Source organism: Pseudomonas sp. SW-3, from assembly GCF_016615645.1.
Classification (GTDB): domain Bacteria; phylum Pseudomonadota; class Gammaproteobacteria; order Pseudomonadales; family Pseudomonadaceae; genus Aquipseudomonas; species Aquipseudomonas mandelii.
In genome coordinates this window covers 2,822,701-2,838,576 of the sequence record NZ_CP067098.1, presented here as the reverse complement: position 1 = coordinate 2,838,576, position 15,876 = coordinate 2,822,701, and the positions used below count along the sequence as shown (strand labels likewise).

18 protein-coding genes are annotated in these 15,876 nt (G+C 60.2%); 12 read left to right on the top strand and 6 right to left on the bottom strand.

Annotated elements, in window-relative coordinates:
* Positions 1 to 10: 10 nt before the first annotated feature.
* Positions 11 to 574: a helix-turn-helix domain-containing protein gene (locus tag JIO00_RS12785; protein ID WP_077749709.1), complete on the bottom strand. Its 564-nt coding sequence runs from the start codon at positions 572 to 574 to the stop codon at positions 11 to 13.
* Between JIO00_RS12785 and JIO00_RS12780 the strand changes: the two genes are divergently transcribed.
* From JIO00_RS12780 to JIO00_RS12750, 7 genes are all read left to right on the top strand, one after another.
* The gene (locus JIO00_RS12780) at positions 569 to 1,594 is read left to right on the top strand and encodes a DMT family transporter (protein WP_083376928.1); all 1,026 of its coding nucleotides are present in this window, start codon (positions 569 to 571) and stop codon (positions 1,592 to 1,594) included. The two genes, JIO00_RS12785 and JIO00_RS12780, sit on opposite strands and share 6 nt — an antisense overlap.
* Before the next feature lie 270 nt (positions 1,595 to 1,864).
* Positions 1,865 to 4,783 carry a monovalent cation/H+ antiporter subunit A gene (locus tag JIO00_RS12775; RefSeq protein WP_200668391.1) on the top strand — a complete coding sequence of 973 codons (2,919 nt, stop codon included), beginning with the start codon at positions 1,865 to 1,867 and terminating at the stop codon, positions 4,781 to 4,783.
* Positions 4,783 to 5,127, top strand: coding sequence for a Na+/H+ antiporter subunit C (locus tag JIO00_RS12770; RefSeq protein ID WP_007986256.1), 345 nt, complete (start codon positions 4,783 to 4,785; stop codon positions 5,125 to 5,127). Before JIO00_RS12775 ends, JIO00_RS12770 begins: the two co-directional genes overlap by 1 nt.
* Positions 5,124 to 6,809, top strand: coding sequence for a monovalent cation/H+ antiporter subunit D (locus JIO00_RS12765; RefSeq protein WP_102595422.1), 1,686 nt, complete (start codon positions 5,124 to 5,126; stop codon positions 6,807 to 6,809). Before JIO00_RS12770 ends, JIO00_RS12765 begins: the two co-directional genes overlap by 4 nt.
* Entirely contained in the window at positions 6,806 to 7,294 is a 489-nt protein-coding gene (locus tag JIO00_RS12760) for a Na+/H+ antiporter subunit E (RefSeq protein ID WP_145310302.1), read from the top strand. Before JIO00_RS12765 ends, JIO00_RS12760 begins: the two co-directional genes overlap by 4 nt.
* Positions 7,291 to 7,569: a K+/H+ antiporter subunit F gene (locus tag JIO00_RS12755; protein WP_007935991.1), complete on the top strand. Its 279-nt coding sequence runs from the start codon at positions 7,291 to 7,293 to the stop codon at positions 7,567 to 7,569. Before JIO00_RS12760 ends, JIO00_RS12755 begins: the two co-directional genes overlap by 4 nt.
* On the top strand, positions 7,566 to 7,928 hold the full coding sequence (locus JIO00_RS12750; RefSeq protein WP_010459660.1) for a Na+/H+ antiporter subunit G: 363 nt from the start codon (positions 7,566 to 7,568) through the stop codon (positions 7,926 to 7,928). Before JIO00_RS12755 ends, JIO00_RS12750 begins: the two co-directional genes overlap by 4 nt.
* A 127-nt stretch (positions 7,929 to 8,055) precedes the next feature.
* On the opposite strand, the gene JIO00_RS12745 is transcribed toward JIO00_RS12750, so the two are convergent.
* The gene (locus tag JIO00_RS12745) at positions 8,056 to 8,493 is read right to left on the bottom strand and encodes a DUF3995 domain-containing protein (RefSeq protein ID WP_200668390.1); all 438 of its coding nucleotides are present in this window, start codon (positions 8,491 to 8,493) and stop codon (positions 8,056 to 8,058) included.
* Between the two features lie 95 nt (positions 8,494 to 8,588).
* On the opposite strand from JIO00_RS12745, the gene JIO00_RS12740 reads away from it, so the two are divergent.
* Both JIO00_RS12740 and JIO00_RS12735 read left to right on the top strand, forming a co-directional pair.
* Entirely contained in the window at positions 8,589 to 8,975 is a 387-nt protein-coding gene (locus tag JIO00_RS12740) for a DUF2946 domain-containing protein (RefSeq protein WP_200668388.1), read from the top strand.
* Between the two features lie 89 nt (positions 8,976 to 9,064).
* Positions 9,065 to 11,212, top strand: a complete 2,148-nt coding sequence (locus JIO00_RS12735; RefSeq protein WP_200668386.1) for a TonB-dependent receptor — start codon at positions 9,065 to 9,067, stop codon at positions 11,210 to 11,212.
* Between the two features lie 48 nt (positions 11,213 to 11,260).
* Here the strand turns inward: JIO00_RS12735 and JIO00_RS12730 are convergent, their stop codons facing one another.
* The 3 genes from JIO00_RS12730 to JIO00_RS12720 all read right to left on the bottom strand — a co-directional run bounded on the left by JIO00_RS12730 (position 11,261) and on the right by JIO00_RS12720 (position 13,069).
* Positions 11,261 to 12,277 (bottom strand): ABC transporter substrate-binding protein, encoded by a 1,017-nt coding sequence (locus JIO00_RS12730; RefSeq protein ID WP_169857945.1) that lies wholly within the window; start codon positions 12,275 to 12,277, stop codon positions 11,261 to 11,263.
* Positions 12,278 to 12,395: 118 nt separating this feature from the next.
* Complete coding sequence (locus tag JIO00_RS12725) at positions 12,396 to 12,599, bottom strand: hypothetical protein (protein WP_200668384.1); 204 nt, start codon at positions 12,597 to 12,599, stop codon at positions 12,396 to 12,398.
* The gene (locus JIO00_RS12720; protein WP_042932119.1) at positions 12,599 to 13,069 is read right to left on the bottom strand and encodes a hypothetical protein; all 471 of its coding nucleotides are present in this window, start codon (positions 13,067 to 13,069) and stop codon (positions 12,599 to 12,601) included. The genes JIO00_RS12725 and JIO00_RS12720 overlap by 1 nt, the downstream gene beginning before the upstream one ends.
* A 410-nt stretch (positions 13,070 to 13,479) precedes the next feature.
* On the opposite strand from JIO00_RS12720, the gene JIO00_RS12715 reads away from it, so the two are divergent.
* The 3 genes from JIO00_RS12715 to JIO00_RS12705 all read left to right on the top strand — a co-directional run bounded on the left by JIO00_RS12715 (position 13,480) and on the right by JIO00_RS12705 (position 14,479).
* Positions 13,480 to 13,728, top strand: coding sequence for a hypothetical protein (locus tag JIO00_RS12715; RefSeq protein WP_010459645.1), 249 nt, complete (start codon positions 13,480 to 13,482; stop codon positions 13,726 to 13,728).
* Positions 13,729 to 13,887: 159 nt separating this feature from the next.
* Positions 13,888 to 14,118, top strand: a complete 231-nt coding sequence (locus JIO00_RS12710; RefSeq protein WP_010459643.1) for a hypothetical protein — start codon at positions 13,888 to 13,890, stop codon at positions 14,116 to 14,118.
* A gap of 121 nt (positions 14,119 to 14,239) precedes the next feature.
* Positions 14,240 to 14,479 (top strand): DUF2789 domain-containing protein, encoded by a 240-nt coding sequence (locus JIO00_RS12705; RefSeq protein ID WP_010459641.1) that lies wholly within the window; start codon positions 14,240 to 14,242, stop codon positions 14,477 to 14,479.
* 160 nt (positions 14,480 to 14,639) lie between these two features.
* Here JIO00_RS12705 and JIO00_RS12700 read toward each other — a convergent pair whose 3' ends face one another.
* Positions 14,640 to 15,863 carry a methyl-accepting chemotaxis protein gene (locus JIO00_RS12700; protein WP_370655171.1) on the bottom strand — a complete coding sequence of 408 codons (1,224 nt, stop codon included), beginning with the start codon at positions 15,861 to 15,863 and terminating at the stop codon, positions 14,640 to 14,642.
* Between the last annotated feature and the right edge of the window lie 13 nt (positions 15,864 to 15,876).

Below are 15,876 nucleotides of genomic sequence, written 5' to 3'. Positions count from 1 at the left end.
TAGTCCGCAGTCAAATCACCACATTGCGCACAAACCGCGTCGCCACAACCCCATCATTGCGGTAGGCGTGCGGCTGGTTGCTGGGGAACATGTAGAACTCGCCGGCGGCGATCTCATGCGGCGTGTCGCCCAGCATCAAGGTCAGGCAGCCTTCAAATACAAAGATCTGCTCACTCCAGCCCTCGGCATCCGGTTGCGAGGGGTAGATTTCTCCTGGTTGCAGGCACCACTCCCATTGCTCCACTTCGCGGGTAGCGGTGGCTTTGGACAGCAGAACGGCTTTGCTCCCGGGGATCGTACCGGCCCAGGCCACTTCGTTGATACGGCTCGGATCTCGGGCATCCGGCGCCTGGATCAAATCACTGAACGCCACGTCCAGCGCTTCGGCCACGCGATCAAGGGTGGTCAGGCTGACGTTTTTCTCGCCAGCCTCGATCGCCACCAGCATGCGACGGCTAACTCCGGACTTTTCGGCCAGCGCGGTCTGGCTCATATCGGCGGCATGGCGCAGGCGTCGGACGTTCTGGCTGACGTGCTGGAGGACCGAAGCCCGAGGGGTAGAATCTTTGTGCACTATATTGCTCACTCGGTGGGGTTGGGCAGTATACTGCGCAACATTCGACGCATTGTGCGTCGCCCTCAGGTAGCGCGCAAGGTCATGACGTCTGTGAACCCCTCTCACACTTCTCCCCGTTTCTCTCGGTTCAGCAAGGCCGAGTGCGTGCTGGTGCTGATCACCATGGTCTGGGGCGGGACATTCCTGCTGGTGCAGCATGCAATGACCGTCAGCGGGCCGATGTTTTTCGTCGGCCTGCGCTTTGCTGCGGCGGCAATCATTGTTGCGTTGTTCTCATGGCGTCACCTGCGGGACCTGACCCTGTTCGAACTCAAGGCCGGTGCCTTTATCGGCGTGGCGATCATGCTCGGTTACGGCTTGCAGACCGTGGGTTTGCAAAGTATTCCCAGCAGTCAGTCGGCGTTTATTACCGCGTTGTACGTGCCCTTCGTGCCGTTGCTGCAATGGCTGGTGCTGGGGCGGCGTCCGGGGCTGATGCCGAGCATCGGGATCATGCTGGCGTTTACCGGGTTGATGTTGCTGTCCGGGCCTGCGGGCGCTTCCTTTAATTTCAGCCCCGGTGAAATCGCCACGCTCATCAGCGCGGTCGCGATTGCGGCAGAGATCATTCTGATCAGCACCTATGCCGGTCAGGTCGATGTGCGCCGGGTGACGGTGGTGCAACTGGCGACCACGTCGGTGCTGGCGTTCCTGATGGTGGTGCCGACCCAGGAAGTGATTCCGGATTTCTCGTGGTTGTTGCTGTGCAGTGCACTGGGCCTGGGCGCCGCGAGCGCGGCAATCCAGGTGGCGATGAACTGGGCGCAGAAGAGCGTATCGCCGACTCGGGCGACGTTGATCTATGCGGGCGAGCCGGTGTGGGCCGGGATTGTCGGGCGGATCGCCGGGGAGCGGTTGCCGGCGATTGCTCTGGTGGGTGCGGGGTTAATTGTGGCGGCGGTGATAGTGAGTGAGTTGAAGACGAAGGGTAAGGCAGCTGCGACCGAAGAAGAGTTGGAACGGGAAATCCAAGGTTAAGCTTTAAGATTTTCAGTGCCTGGCGGATTGCCTTCGCGGGCAAGCCTCGCTCCTACGGGTTTTGTGTCGTTCGCAAGTTCGGGTATCGACACAAAACCCGTAGGAGCGAGGCTTGCCCGCGAAGGGGCCAGACCTGCTAAAACAGTCCTTCGCAACACTGTAAATCCGGCTTTTCCCGTCTACCTTGAAGGATTCTGCGACAGCTTGGCGTTTGGTGATCCGAGAGCTGGCACGTATGATGCTTCACAAACTTCCGCAGATTAGAAGCCTATGTCCCTGATAGTTCTACTGCTTCTGCCTTTTGTTGGCAGCTGTCTGGCGGCTTTGCTGCCACACAACGCGCGTAATACCGAATCTTTACTGGCTGGCCTGGTGGCTTTGATTGGCACCGTCCAGGTTGCCCTCTTGTACCCGCAAATCGCCGATGGCGGCGTCATTCGTGAAGAATTTTTCTGGCTGCCCAGCCTGGGCCTGAACTTCGTCCTGCGCATGGACGGCTTCGCCTGGCTGTTCTCGATGCTGGTGTTGGGCATCGGCACGCTGGTTTCTTTATACGCCCGCTATTACATGTCGCCGGACGATCCGGTGCCGCGTTTCTTTGCGTTTTTCCTGGCGTTCATGGGTGCGATGCTCGGGTTGGTGATCTCCGGCAACCTTATCCAGATCGTGTTTTTCTGGGAGCTGACCAGCCTCTTTTCATTCCTGTTGATCGGCTATTGGCACCACCGCGCCGATGCGCGACGCGGCGCCTATATGGCGCTGATGGTCACCGGCGCGGGCGGTTTGTGTTTGCTGGCGGGGGTGATGCTGCTCGGCCATGTGGTCGGCAGCTATGACCTGGACAAGGTCCTGGCCGCCGGCGACCTGATTCGCGCGCATGACCTCTACCCTATCCTGCTGCCCCTGATCCTGATCGGCGCCCTGAGCAAAAGTGCGCAATTCCCCTTCCACTTCTGGCTGCCCCACGCGATGGCAGCGCCTACACCGGTTTCGGCTTATCTGCACTCGGCGACCATGGTCAAGGCCGGGGTGTTTCTGCTCGCGCGGCTCTGGCCGTCGTTGTCCGGCAGTGAAGAATGGTTCTACATCGTCAGCGGCGCAGGGGCTTGCACCCTGTTGCTTGGCGCGTACTGCGCGATGTTCCAGAACGACCTCAAGGGTTTGCTGGCCTACTCGACCATCAGCCACCTCGGCCTGATCACCTTGTTGTTGGGACTTAACAGTCCGCTGGCCGCCGTGGCCGCCGTGTTTCACATCCTCAACCACGCCACGTTCAAGGCCTCGCTGTTCATGGCCGCCGGGATCATCGACCATGAAAGCGGCACCCGTGACATCCGCAAGCTCAGCGGCCTGATCAAGCTGATCCCGTTCACCGCCACCCTGGCCATGGTCGCCAGTGCCTCGATGGCCGGTGTGCCGCTGCTCAACGGCTTCCTGTCCAAAGAGATGTTCTTCGCCGAAACCGTGTTCATCAACGCCACGGCCTGGGTCGAGATGACCTTGCCAATCGTGGCGACCATCGCTGGTACTTTCAGCGTCGCCTACTCGCTGCGCTTTACCGTTGACGTGTTCTTCGGCCCGACCGCCACCGACCTGCCCCACACCCCGCACGAACCGCCACGCTGGATGCGCGCGCCGGTGGAGTTGCTGGTGTTCGCCTGTCTGGTCGTGGGGATTTTCCCGGCGCAAGTGGTCGGCCCGTTGCTGTCCGCTGCAGCCCTGCCGGTGGTGGGCGGCACCTTGCCGGAGTACAGCCTGGCGATCTGGCACGGCTGGAACGCGCCGATGATCATGAGCCTGATCGCCATGTCCTGCGGCATCGTGCTCTACCTGCTGCTGCGCAATCAGCTCAAGCGCGGGCGTTTCAAATACCCGCCGATCATTGGGCGTTTCAACGGCAAGCGCCTGTTCGAACGCAGCCTGGTGGTCATGATCCGCCTGGCCCGTCGGCTGGAGCGGCGAATCAGCACCAAGCGCCTGCAAACCCAATTGTTCCTGGTGGTCCTCGCGGCGGTGTTCGCCGGGTTGATTCCGATGCTGCACAGCAGCCTGAGCTGGGGTGACCGGCCGAAGATTCCGGGCTCGATCGTGTTCGTGACCTTGTGGCTGCTGGCGATTGCCTGTGCCCTCGGCGCGGCGTGGCAGGCCAAGTATCACCGGCTCGCGGCCCTGACCATGGTCAGCGTCTGCGGCCTGATGACCTGCGTCACCTTTGTCTGGTTCTCGGCCCCGGACCTGGCATTGACGCAACTGGTCGTGGAAGTGGTGACTACGGTGCTGATCCTCCTCGGTCTGCGCTGGTTGCCACGGCGGATCGAAGAGGTGTCGCCCCTGCCGAGCACCCTGCGCAAAGCGCGCATCCGCCGGATCCGCGACTTGCTGCTGTCGAGTGTCGTCGGTGGCGGCATGGCGTTGCTGGCCTACGCGATGCTGACGCGCCAGACGCCCAACCACATTTCCTCGTTCTACCTCAGTCGCGCCCTGCCCGAAGGCGGCGGCAGCAACGTGGTCAACGTGATGCTGGTGGACTTCCGTGGTTTCGATACCCTCGGTGAAATCACCGTGTTGGCCGCCGTGGCCCTGACCGTCTTCGCCCTGCTGCGCCGCTTCCGACCGCCGAAAGAAAGCCTGCAATTGCCGGCTCAGCAACGCCTGCTGGCGCCCGACGTGGTCACCGATCTGGTCAACCCGCGCCAGGCCAGCGACACCGCGCTCGGTTTCATGATGGTCCCGGCGGTGCTGGTGCGCCTGCTGCTGCCGATTGCGGTGGTGGTGTCCTTCTACCTGTTCATGCGCGGACACAATCAACCGGGTGGCGGCTTTGTCGCCGGGCTGGTGATGTCGGTCGCCTTCATCCTGCAATACATGGTTGCCGGCACCCAGTGGGTCGAAGCGCAAATGAGCCTGCGACCGTTGCGCTGGATGGGCACCGGCCTGTTGTTCGCCACGATCACCGGGCTCGGCGCGATGGCGGTCGGGTATCCGTTCCTGACCACCCACACCTGGCATTTCGAACTGCCGGTGCTGGGCGACATTCACATCGCCAGTGCGCTGTTCTTTGATATCGGCGTGTACGCGGTGGTGGTCGGGTCGACGCTGTTGATCCTCACCGCCATCGCTCACCAATCGGTCCGGGGTCACAAGACCGCTGCCCTGCCCAGATCCGTCGCCACCAAAGGAGCCGTCTGATGGAAGAAGTCATCGCAATCGCCATCGGCGTGCTCGCCGCGTCCGGCGTCTGGCTGATCCTGCGGCCACGGACGTTTCAGGTGGTGATGGGCCTGTGCCTGCTGTCCTACGGCGTCAACCTGTTCATCTTCAGCATGGGCAGCTTGTTCATCGGCAAGGAGCCGATCATCAAGGACGGCGTGCCACAGGACCTGTTGCACTACACCGACCCGCTGCCGCAAGCGCTGGTGCTGACCGCGATCGTGATCAGCTTCGCCATGACCGCGCTGTTTCTGGTGGTGTTGCTGGCCTCGCGCGGCTTGACCGGGACCGACCACGTCGATGGCCGGGAGCCTAAAGAATGAATGCGATGACGCACCTGATCGCGGCACCGATTCTGCTGCCGCTGCTGACCGCCGCCCTCATGCTGATGCTCGGCGAGAAACACCGCCCGTTGAAAGCCAAGATCAACCTGTTCTCCAGCCTGCTGGGCCTGGGGATTTCCGTACTGTTGCTGCAGTGGACGCAAGCCACTGGCGTGCCCGGTTCGATCGGCGTCTACCTGCCGGGCAACTGGCAGGTGCCATTCGGAATCGTACTGGTGGTCGATCGCCTGTCGGCGTTGATGCTGGTGCTGACCGGGATCATCGGCGTCAGTGCCTTGCTGTTCGCCATGGCCCGTTGGGACGGCGCCGGCTCGAGTTTCCACGCGCTGTTCCAGATTCAGATGATGGGCCTTTACGGCGCGTTCCTGACGGCGGATCTGTTCAACCTGTTCGTGTTTTTCGAAGTGTTGCTGGCGGCCTCCTACGGCCTGATGCTCCACGGTTCGGGCCGGGCGCGGGTGTCCTCGGGCTTGCATTACATCTCGATCAACCTGCTGGCGTCGTCGCTGTTCCTGATTGGCGCGGCGCTGATTTATGGCGTCACCGGCACGCTGAACATGGCCGACCTGGCGCTGAAAATCCCGCTGGTGCCGGAAGCCGATCGCGGCCTGCTGCACGCCGGCGCGGGGATTCTCGCGGTGGCGTTCCTGGCCAAGGCAGGGATGTGGCCGCTGAACTTCTGGCTGGTGCCGGCCTATTCCGCCGCCAGCGCACCGGTGGCGGCGATGTTCGCGATCATGACCAAGGTCGGCGTCTACACCTTGCTGCGCTTGTGGACCTTGTTGTTCTCCGGCCAGGCCGGGGCGTCGGCGTACTTTGGTGGCGACTGGCTGATTTACGGCGGCATGGCGACCATCGTCTGCGCCGGCGTGGCTATCCTCGCCGCACAACGACTGGAACGCATGGCCAGCCTGAGCATTCTGGTGTCGGCGGGGATTCTGCTGTCGGCCATCGGCTTTGCCCAGCCGAACCTGATCGGCGCGGCGCTGTTCTATCTGGTCAGCTCGACCCTGGCGTTGAGCGCGTTGTTCCTGTTGGCCGAGCTGATCGAGCGCTCCCGTTCGGCCAATGAAATGCCGCTGTTCGACGACGGCGACCTGCTTCCACGGCCGATGGAATCCCTGCAACCGCCCAAAGGCATCAACCTCGATGACGAACAGAAAGCCGTGGTCGGCCAGGTGATTCCCTGGACCATGGCCTTCCTCGGCTTGAGCTTCATTGCCTGCTCGCTGCTGATTATCGGCATGCCGCCGTTGTCCGGGTTTATCGGCAAACTCAGCCTGTTGAGTGCCCTGCTCAACCCGTTGGGGTTGGGCAATAGCACCGATGTGCCGATATCGAACGCGGCGTGGGGCTTGCTGGCGTTGCTGATCCTGTCCGGGCTGGCGTCGTTGATTGCCTTCTCGCGGCTGGGCATCCAGCGTTTCTGGACACCCGAAGAACGGCCATCACCGTTGCTGCGACGCTTCGAGTGCGTGCCGATCATCGTCCTGCTGGGGCTGAGTGTTGCGCTGACCTTCAAGGCCGAACCGCTGATGCGCTACACCCAGGCGGCCGCTGATGCCTTGAACAATCCGCAGCAATACGTGATGGCGGTACTGGGCACGCGTGTGGTGCCGAGCCCGGAAGCCAGGGCGGCGATGCTGGAGGTGCAGCCATGAAGCGTCTGTTTCCGGCACCGTGGTTGTCCCTGGCATTGTGGCTGTTGTGGCTGGTGCTGAACCTGTCGATAAGCCCCGGCAACCTGTTGCTCGGCGCGGTGCTGGGGTTCTGCGCGCCGCTGATGATGCGCAAGCTGCGGCCGCTGCCGATCCGCATTCGTCGACCGGGGGTGATCCTGCGTTTGTTCTTCCTGGTCGGTCGTGACGTGCTGGTGTCCAACCTCGTCGTGGCCTGGGGCGTGCTCAATGCCGGTCGCCGTCCACCGCGCCCGCGCTTCATCAAGGTCCCGCTGGACTTGCGCGATGCCAACGGCCTCGCGGCACTGTCGATGATCTGCACAGTGGTCCCCGGGACGGTCTGGTCGGAACTGGCGCTGGACCGCAGCATTCTGTTGCTGCACGTGTTCGATCTGGAGGATGAAACGCTGTTTATCGAACACTTCAAGGCGACCTACGAGCGCCCCTTGATGGAGATCTTCGAATGAGCGAATTGCTGTCGAACGCGATCCTGCTGAGCCTGTTCATCTTTTCGCTGGCGATGATCCTGACCCTGATTCGCCTGTTCAAAGGCCCGTCGGCCCAGGACCGGGTTCTGGCACTGGACTACCTGTACATCATCGCGATGCTGATGATGCTGGCGCTTGGCATTCGGTATGCCAGTGACACTTACTTCGAGGCGGCGCTGCTGATCGCCCTGTTCGGCTTCGTCGGCTCGTTTGCCCTGGCCAAATTCCTGCTGCGTGGCGAGGTGATCGAATGAACGCGGAACTGTCTCTGTGGGTTGAAATACCCGTGGCGATCCTGCTGGTGCTCGGCAGTCTGTTTGCGCTGATCGGCGCCATTGGCCTGGTGCGGATGAAGGATTACTTCCAGCGTATGCACCCGCCGGCACTGGCCTCGACCTTGGGGGCGTGGTGTGTGGCGCTGGCCTCGATCATATATTTTTCGGCGCTAAAGTCCGGGCCGGTGCTGCATGCCTGGCTGATTCCGATCCTGTTGTCGATTACGGTGCCGGTGACCACATTGCTGCTGGCGCGGGCGGCGCTGTTTCGCAAGCGCATGGCGGGGGATGATGTGCCGGCTGAGGTGAGTAGTCGGCGCACAGAAAGCGGGAGTTAGTTCAGGAGATTTGTGTTGGATGTCAGGGCCTCTTCGCGGGCAAGCCTCGCTCCTACAGGATCGTGGGAAATCACCAACGTGTGATCGACCCAAAACCTGTAGGAGCGAGGCTTGCCCGCGAAGCTTTTCAGATCCAGGCAACAGCCAACAACCCGACCCCCAACACCACACACAGCGGCGAATAAGCCCAGGTGTCGAGTCGGGCAAACTTCGAATCCTTGACCTGCTTGAAAAACCCGACCAGATTCGAATCGCCGATTGCCCGGGCAAACATCAGCATCGCAATGGCGCTGATTACCCATTGCAGCGACCAGTGATGCACCGTCGGCAAATACAGGCCGACCCGCAGGCATACCAGCATCGCGATCAACAGCAACCCCACCGCGACCAGCAACGTGGCAAACCCCGACGGCTTGAACGCCGGCCTGGATTCCCCGCCCCCCTCTGGCGATATTCGCGGGACCGCCGCCTCGCTACCTAACTTGCCACCTGCCGCCCAGTACAGGTGGATCAGGCTGATCAACAGGAAGATGGCAGCCATCCATTGCGCGATCAATAGGCTCATGTTCAGACATCCAGCGTGAAATGTCGCAGCAGGATGAACTTCATTGAACGATTTTGTAAGGGTATTCGTCATCGACGATGATAAAGTGCCGCTCCATGAAACTCGCCCGAACTGATCGCACATTGATGGCATGGATGCTTTATTGCTGCGTCCTGTTCAATGTGTTCGCCTGCAGTATCGGTCACGGGCAAATGGTCGGGATGCAGCTCAACGGCATCGGCGGCCCGTTCTGTTCGGTTGATCCGGCGACCCAGGCGCCAGTTTCCTCGAACTCCTCGGACGACAACCTGCCGACCCTGTCCAAAGCCTTTGTTTGCCCGCTGTGTTCCACCGGTGGCATGGGCCCGGCGCTCAACTCCAGCCTGACCCTGGCGATACTCCCGGAGCAGCACAGCCCGCCTCTGGCTGTCATCGCCAACGCTGACCTCCCCGCCCGTTTCACCTGGCCCTCGGCCAATCCTCGCGCTCCGCCTGTCGCCTGAATTTCTTCGCCTTTCCCGATCAGCCCACTGCGCCAACGCGTGGCGTTCGCTCGTGCGCTGTTTTTTAGCCAGGAATTCAGGATTCATCGATGAAACATGCTGCTTTGTTAGTAAGCCCTTTGCTGGCCAGCCTGTGCGGCTGCCTGTCTGTTAACGCTTGGGCGCAATCCACCGTCGACCTCGCACCGATTACCATTGATGGCGAAGCGACGACCGAGCCAGGGCTGAGCCTCGATCAGTCCAGCGGCATGGCCTCGCGTCTGGGCCTTAGCGTGCGGGAAACCCCGGCATCAGTCGCCATCGCCAACCGCCACGACATCGAGCGCCACGGCGCGCAAAACTTCCAGGACGCCGCCAACACCTTGCCGGGTGTCAACGCCAGCGCACCGCCGGGTTTCGGCGGGTTCGTTTCCTACCGCGGTTTCACCAGCGGTCAGATCACACAGATGTTCAACGGCATCAACGTCTCTGGCGGCCTCGCCCGGCCAGTGGATGCATGGATATACGATCGGGTCGAACTGGTGGGTGGCCCCTCGTCGCTGATCAATGGCGCCGGCTCCGTGGGTGGCTCATTGAACTACGTGACCAAACTTGCGACCCGCGAAGAGCAAGCGGTAGAAGGTCGTGTCAGTTACGGGACTTATGACACAACCGAGACCGCGTTCGGCCTTAACCACGCACTCAGCGAGGCCGGGGATGATGTGCAGCACTACGCGCGCCTCGACGTCAGCCACAACACCGGCAATGGCTACATCGACCGCCAGGAGCGCGATGCCTGGAGTGTCGCGTTTTCGCTGCTCAGCGACCTGACGCCCAACCTGTCCCACACCCTCGCGCTGGAATACCAGGACGAACACGAAGACAGTCCTTACTGGGGCACACCCGTGCTCAATCCCAAGGCAGGCGAGCTGAAAATCGACAAACACAATCGTTTCAACAATTACAACGTTGAAGACGGGCGTTACGAGCAGCGCACGATCTGGGCTCGCTCGATCATCGACTACCGGATCACCGACAGCACCACCCTGCGCAACACGCTTTACCACCTCGACAGCCAGCGCGATTACCGCAACCTGGAAACCTATCAGTACAACGCCGACAACAGCGCGGTGAATCGCTCCACGGCGTATCAGGTCCGGCATCAGGGCGAACAGAACGGCAACCAGTTCGAACTGCGCCACGACAACACGCTATTTGGCCTGGAGACCACCTGGTCTGGCGGTTTCGAGTACAAGGTCAACCAGACCACCAACTCGCCGTTGAACGTCAAAGGCGCAAGCACCGTTGACCCGAATAACTTCCAGCCGGGGCACTTCTACGACATTCCCGGCACCCGACCGGGATTTGTCAGCGACAAGACCAACGAGGTCACCACCAAAGCCCTGTTCGCCGAAAACCGCCTGGCGCTGACCGACAAACTGGCGTTGCTGACCGGCCTGCGTTACGACGATATCGACCTGGACGTGACCAATCACCGGCAAGTGACCGCCAGCAATCCCCGCCATTTGAAACGCAGCTGGGAGCCGGTGACGGGAAGGGTCGGCCTGACCTACCAGTTCATTCCCTCCGCCAACGTCTACGTGCAATACAGCACCGCTGCCGAACAACCCAACGGCACGCAGGATTTCGACGTGTCCACCGGCAAGCAATGGGAAGTCGGCAGCAAGTTCGATTATCTGGACGGGCGCGGTTCGGCAACGGTGGCGGCGTACACGATTGAGCGCAAGGATTTCGCAGTGACCGATCCGCTGGACCCGACCCTCAGCATTCCAGTGGGTCAGCAGACGTCGAAGGGGATTGAATTGGCCAGTTCGTTGCAAATCACCGACAAGCTGTTGGCCGAGGGCAACTTCGCGTGGGTTGACGCACAGTACGACGCGTTCACCGAGAAAAATGCGGCGGGCGTGGTGGTATCACGCAAGGGCAACACGCCGACCAATGTGCCGGACCGGGTCGGCAATGTGTGGCTGACCTATGACTTCGCACCGCAGTGGCAAGGGGGTGTCGATGCGCGTTATGTGGCCTCAGTGTTTGCCGACAGCGCCAACACCATGACGGTGCCGTCGTACACGCTCTACGGCACGTTTCTCCGTTACGAGGTCGACCGCCACACCACCGTCACCGGCCGAGTGCGAAATCTGACCAACGAGGTGTATGCCGAGTTTGCGCATGTATCGCCGGCGTATTATCTCGGAACACCGCGAACGTTTGAGCTTGCGGTGCAAACGCGTTTTTAACCCTGCACATCTCTTGTGGCGAGGGAGCTTGCTCCCTAGCCACAATAGTCACTGGAGACTGGCGGAGACTTTATCCGCCACATCCTTCGGCACCCACGCCTGCCATACTTCTGGGTGCGCCTTCATGAACGCCTCCGCCGCTTGCCGTGGCGGGGTGTGTTTTTCGCTCATTTGGGCCAGTGCCTTGTTCAAGGGGTCGATCGGAAAATCGACCTTGCTGAAGAAATCGGCAATCTGCGGGTACTGCTTTTGAAAAGGTGTGGACACGCCAATCGACAGCTTCGAGGCCAGCGAGCGAGTCGGTTTCGGATTAGGGTTATCAGCGTCCGTCAGGGTTTTCCAGGCTTCGGCATCAAAGGGCGGTTCCTCCAGCTGAATCAGCTTGAAGCGCCCAAGCAACGGCGTCGGTGACCAGTAATAAAACAGCACAGGCTTGCCACGACGGATAGACGAACTGATCTCTGCATCCAGCGCTGCACCGGAACCGCTGCGGAAATTCACATAGCTGTCGTTCAGGCCATAAGCCGTGAGTTTCTGTTTGTTCACCACTTCCGATGTCCAGCCAATCGGACTGTTGAGGAAGCGTCCCTTGCCCGGGCTTTCTGGATCGCTGAACACATCCTTGTACTTGGGCAGGTCGCTGACACTGCGCAGATCTGGAGCCAATGGCTTGATGCCCTTGGCCGGGTCGCCCTTGATCACATATTCCGGCACCCACCAGCCTTCAGTGGCACCCTTGACCGTGTCGCCCAGGCTCACGACCTTGCCCTCGGCTTCAGCCTTGACCCAGACCGGGCTGCGACCGGCCCACTCTTCGCCAATGACCTGAATGTCATTGTTGGCCAAGGCGGTTTCCAGGGTGATGGTGGTCCCGGGCAAGGTGTCGGTCGGCAGGCCGTAGCCCTTCTCGACGATGATCCGCAGGATGTCGGTGATCAGGCTGCCACTTTCCCAGTTCAGGTCGGCAAAATGGATCGGCGCCTGGGCAGCGGATACCGGAATGGGTGAACTCAATACACCCAATGCGGCCAGTGCACCAACCAACAACCGTCGAAATCCTTTCATGCTTTTGCACCTCGTGCTGTTCACAGCAAATAGCAGGATGGCCTGACAGAAGACCGCAAGCCTCTGAATACTCAGTCAACTGACTGTAGTAGAGGTTCCTGCTTTCGAGAGGGGCGATTCAATTTTCGGAAGTTTCCTGCAAGCGTGCCAGCTCTCTTCTGACCATGCTGGCGTAAGCCGCCGGGCGCAGCGTGTAAATCTGTGACGCCACCCACGTCAGCCAGCCTCCCTGCAGAACAGCCTTGTGCTCGAACAGCCGTCGGGCTTCGAGGTGCGCATTGGCCTGGTTCTGTTCGTGGAAGTCGGCGCGGGTCAGGGTCATTACTCGCTGGCCTTGAACGTGATCAGTTCGCCTTTGCGCCACTTGGCGGCTTTGGCGGTCACGGCTTTCAGGGTTTTGGTCAGGCCTTCCTGCAACTGCTGGTGCGCGGCGAAGACCATCACCACGCTATGGCCTTCCTTGAACACAATCGCGTGACCCTCTGCGGTGGTGACAAAGGCGTAATCGCCCAGCCCGTAAACCGTCAGTTTGATTTCACGGAACTTGATGTCGAGCTTGCCGCCTTCACGACTGGGCAGAACCGAAGCGCTGAAATGATCGCCGACCTTGAGCTTCAGCCCAGGCTTGTCGTCGACCACCAGCGCCTCTTCGGTGTCGATCTCGGCAATGTAAATGCCTTCAGCGTTCTGTTCGGTGATGTAAACGAAACGTGACTGAAACTGTTTAACCAGCTTTGCGCGCAAATCACCCAGCACGAACAAAGCATGCATATCGAGATTACTTACTGCCAAGGAAACATCCCCACATCTGAAAATGATGCCGCACGCAGAAAAAGCGCACAGCAGAAAAAAGCGGCCATGCCGAAGTGTTGCCGTAAGACCCGGGTTGAAATCCTGAGCCGAGCAGAGCGCTCATGCCTCGCGAGGTCAGTGAGATTACTGGAATATCACTCGCGCCGTCCTCTGTGAAAGTCGTCAGATGTTGAAGGAAAAAGCCCTTCTCACAGCCAGAGGAAACCGGATTACCAACTTTAGGGAAAAAACTCTTTAAAAAAAGCACTTTTCCGACATATCGCAAATAAAAAATTGCTTTAGATGAACACCGTTCGCTAACCAGTGCGGGTGATTCTAGAGCAGCGATGCTCACCGAGACTACCCAAAACGATGTACACACGTCGGTAAAACAATGAAAAGGACTTCACATGTGCACCATGACTCACTTCGCTTCCCCCCAGACAACGCGCGCAAACAATTACGCCCCGTTGCACCCGGCGGTGTTCCAGCCGCATGAATTGCAGCCTGAAAGCCTGCTGCTGCCACGCTTTCAGGTGGTGCTGGCCGGTAATGCCTTCTTCCATATCAAGGAAATTTCTACGGGTCGTGTAAGAGGTTTCCGTGGCTGCCATAACGAAGCCTGCGCACTTGCCCGCTCACTTGAGTCTCGCATCTGACGCGTTCGCCTGCCTTCATGCCTATAGACGTTTCGTCATGCCGGCGACTTAACTCAGCCGCCGGCAGGCAACTACTGCCATACTGCCCGACCAATGAAATTCGTCCCCAGGACGGACGGCATTCAACACAACAATATATTTCCAAGGGAAGGCAGCTACGTGACGGAATTTGATATCGGTGAATTTTTTATCCGGGGCGAAGCCAGAGAGGTCGAAGGCGAATTCCAGGCAGTCATTGTCATGCGTGCCAAACCACCGTTGACCACGGTGACGTATCACCAAGTCGAGAAGGATCGCTGGTTCAAGACCTCGGACGTCGCTGCCATCGCCGCCAAAGAAGCTGCCCAGGCTCTGAAAACGGCTGTCGATGAAGGTGCATTGAAAGCCTGATCGTCGGATTTGCCGTCTATGCTCTCTCCTGCTTCCCCACATCGCAATCGAACTCCTGAAGCGCGGCCCGCTCAGATGCCATGAAGCCGCACCTCAGATCGCGACCCGCAAGGAGATGAAGATGGATTCACCTATACACGACTTGAAAGGTTTGTTCGACCAGCTCGGTCTGGACTCCAGTCAGAAAGCCATCGATGAATTCATCGCCAGCCATTCACCTTTGGCCGACGACAAGAAACTCATCGATGCGGAGTTCTGGACGCCGCAACAAGCCGGCTTCCTCAAAGAACAATTGCGTGAAGACGCCGATTGGGCGCGGGTGGTCGACGACCTGAACCTGCGCATGCATCAGATTCACTAGCCCGCCTGTCTTCCGTCAGCGATAAACCTGTGGCGAGGGAGCTTGCTCGCGTTGGACTGCGCAGCAGGCCCATCTTGGGGCCGCTACGCAGCCCAGCGGGAGCAAGCTCCCTCGCCACAGTTGAGTTTCAGGCTTGCTCACCGGTTATCATGTTGAGCATCTAGCGAGGACTTTGCGGTTTGTACCCCAACCGCAACCCACCCCAATGCCGCCCCTTGAGCATGATCGGCACTGAAAGGTCGTGCATCAGTTCGCCTGTGTCGCGGGTGTAAGTCTGCAACAACACCGGCTGTTGATGGCTGCCACAGCGGATGCCGGTGCGGTCGGCAAATTTGCGCTTGGTGCGGTTTTGGACCGTATCGACCTGCGCATCGCCGGTCAGCGGTTGGCTGAAGATTTTGTTATGGGTGGGCACGTAACCCTGCTGGGTACAGGCGATGGCAAACACCAGGCCTTCATGGCGCGGCAGCAACGGTTCCTGGATGGCGGGCAAAACCTGATCGGTGTAACGATCAAAACGCGTCTGAAACTTGGCCGGGCTGGTGTTGGGGATCGCCTGGTAATTGCGATCAAACAGATCATCGAGGCTGACACGGCCCTGATCAATATCCGCTTCGAAGCGCGCGGCAATCTGGCTGGCGCCTTCGCGGGCCAGGTCATAGATGCGTTGGTGGTAGTCATCCAGCCCGACTTCGGCCAGACGCTCGCTGATGGTTTCGGCCTGACCTTCCATTTGCACCGCAGCCTGGGCCAGGCGCTGGGTCTGTTGGTCGCTGATCGCCAGGTCGCTGCGCATCTGTTCAATGGCATGGAACAGGCTGTCGAGTTGTTCGCGGTTGGTGTCCGCCCCCTTGGCGATTTCCCCAACCTGATGCTCGACGCCGGCAGCCAGGCGCGCGATGTTTTCCAGGTGCTGGCCGGTGTGCTCGACCTGCTTGACGCCGATGTCGAGGTCACTGGACAGTTGGCGGATCTGCTCCACCACCTGCGCCGTGCGTTGCTGGATATCGGCGACCATCTCCCCGACTTCGCCAGTCGCCGTCGCCGTGCGCGCCGCCAGTCCGCGAACCTCATCCGCCACCACCGCGAACCCGCGACCATGTTCCCCGGCCCGAGCCGCTTCAATCGCGGCGTTCAAGGCCAGCAGGTTGGTCTGACTGGCGATGGACTGAATCACCAGGGTGACCCGTTGAATATCGTCGCTGCGCAGGCTCAGGGCTTCGATCAGTTCACGGCTGTTATTGGCGCGCTGACTGAGCTGATGCATGCGGCTGATGGACTCGATCAGTTCCGTGCGCCCTGCTGCGCTGCTCTGATGAGCTTCGCTGGCGGCACTGAGGGCTTCGCGGCTGAGTTTCGACGTGGCTTGTTCGGTCCCGATCATCACTTCGGCGTTG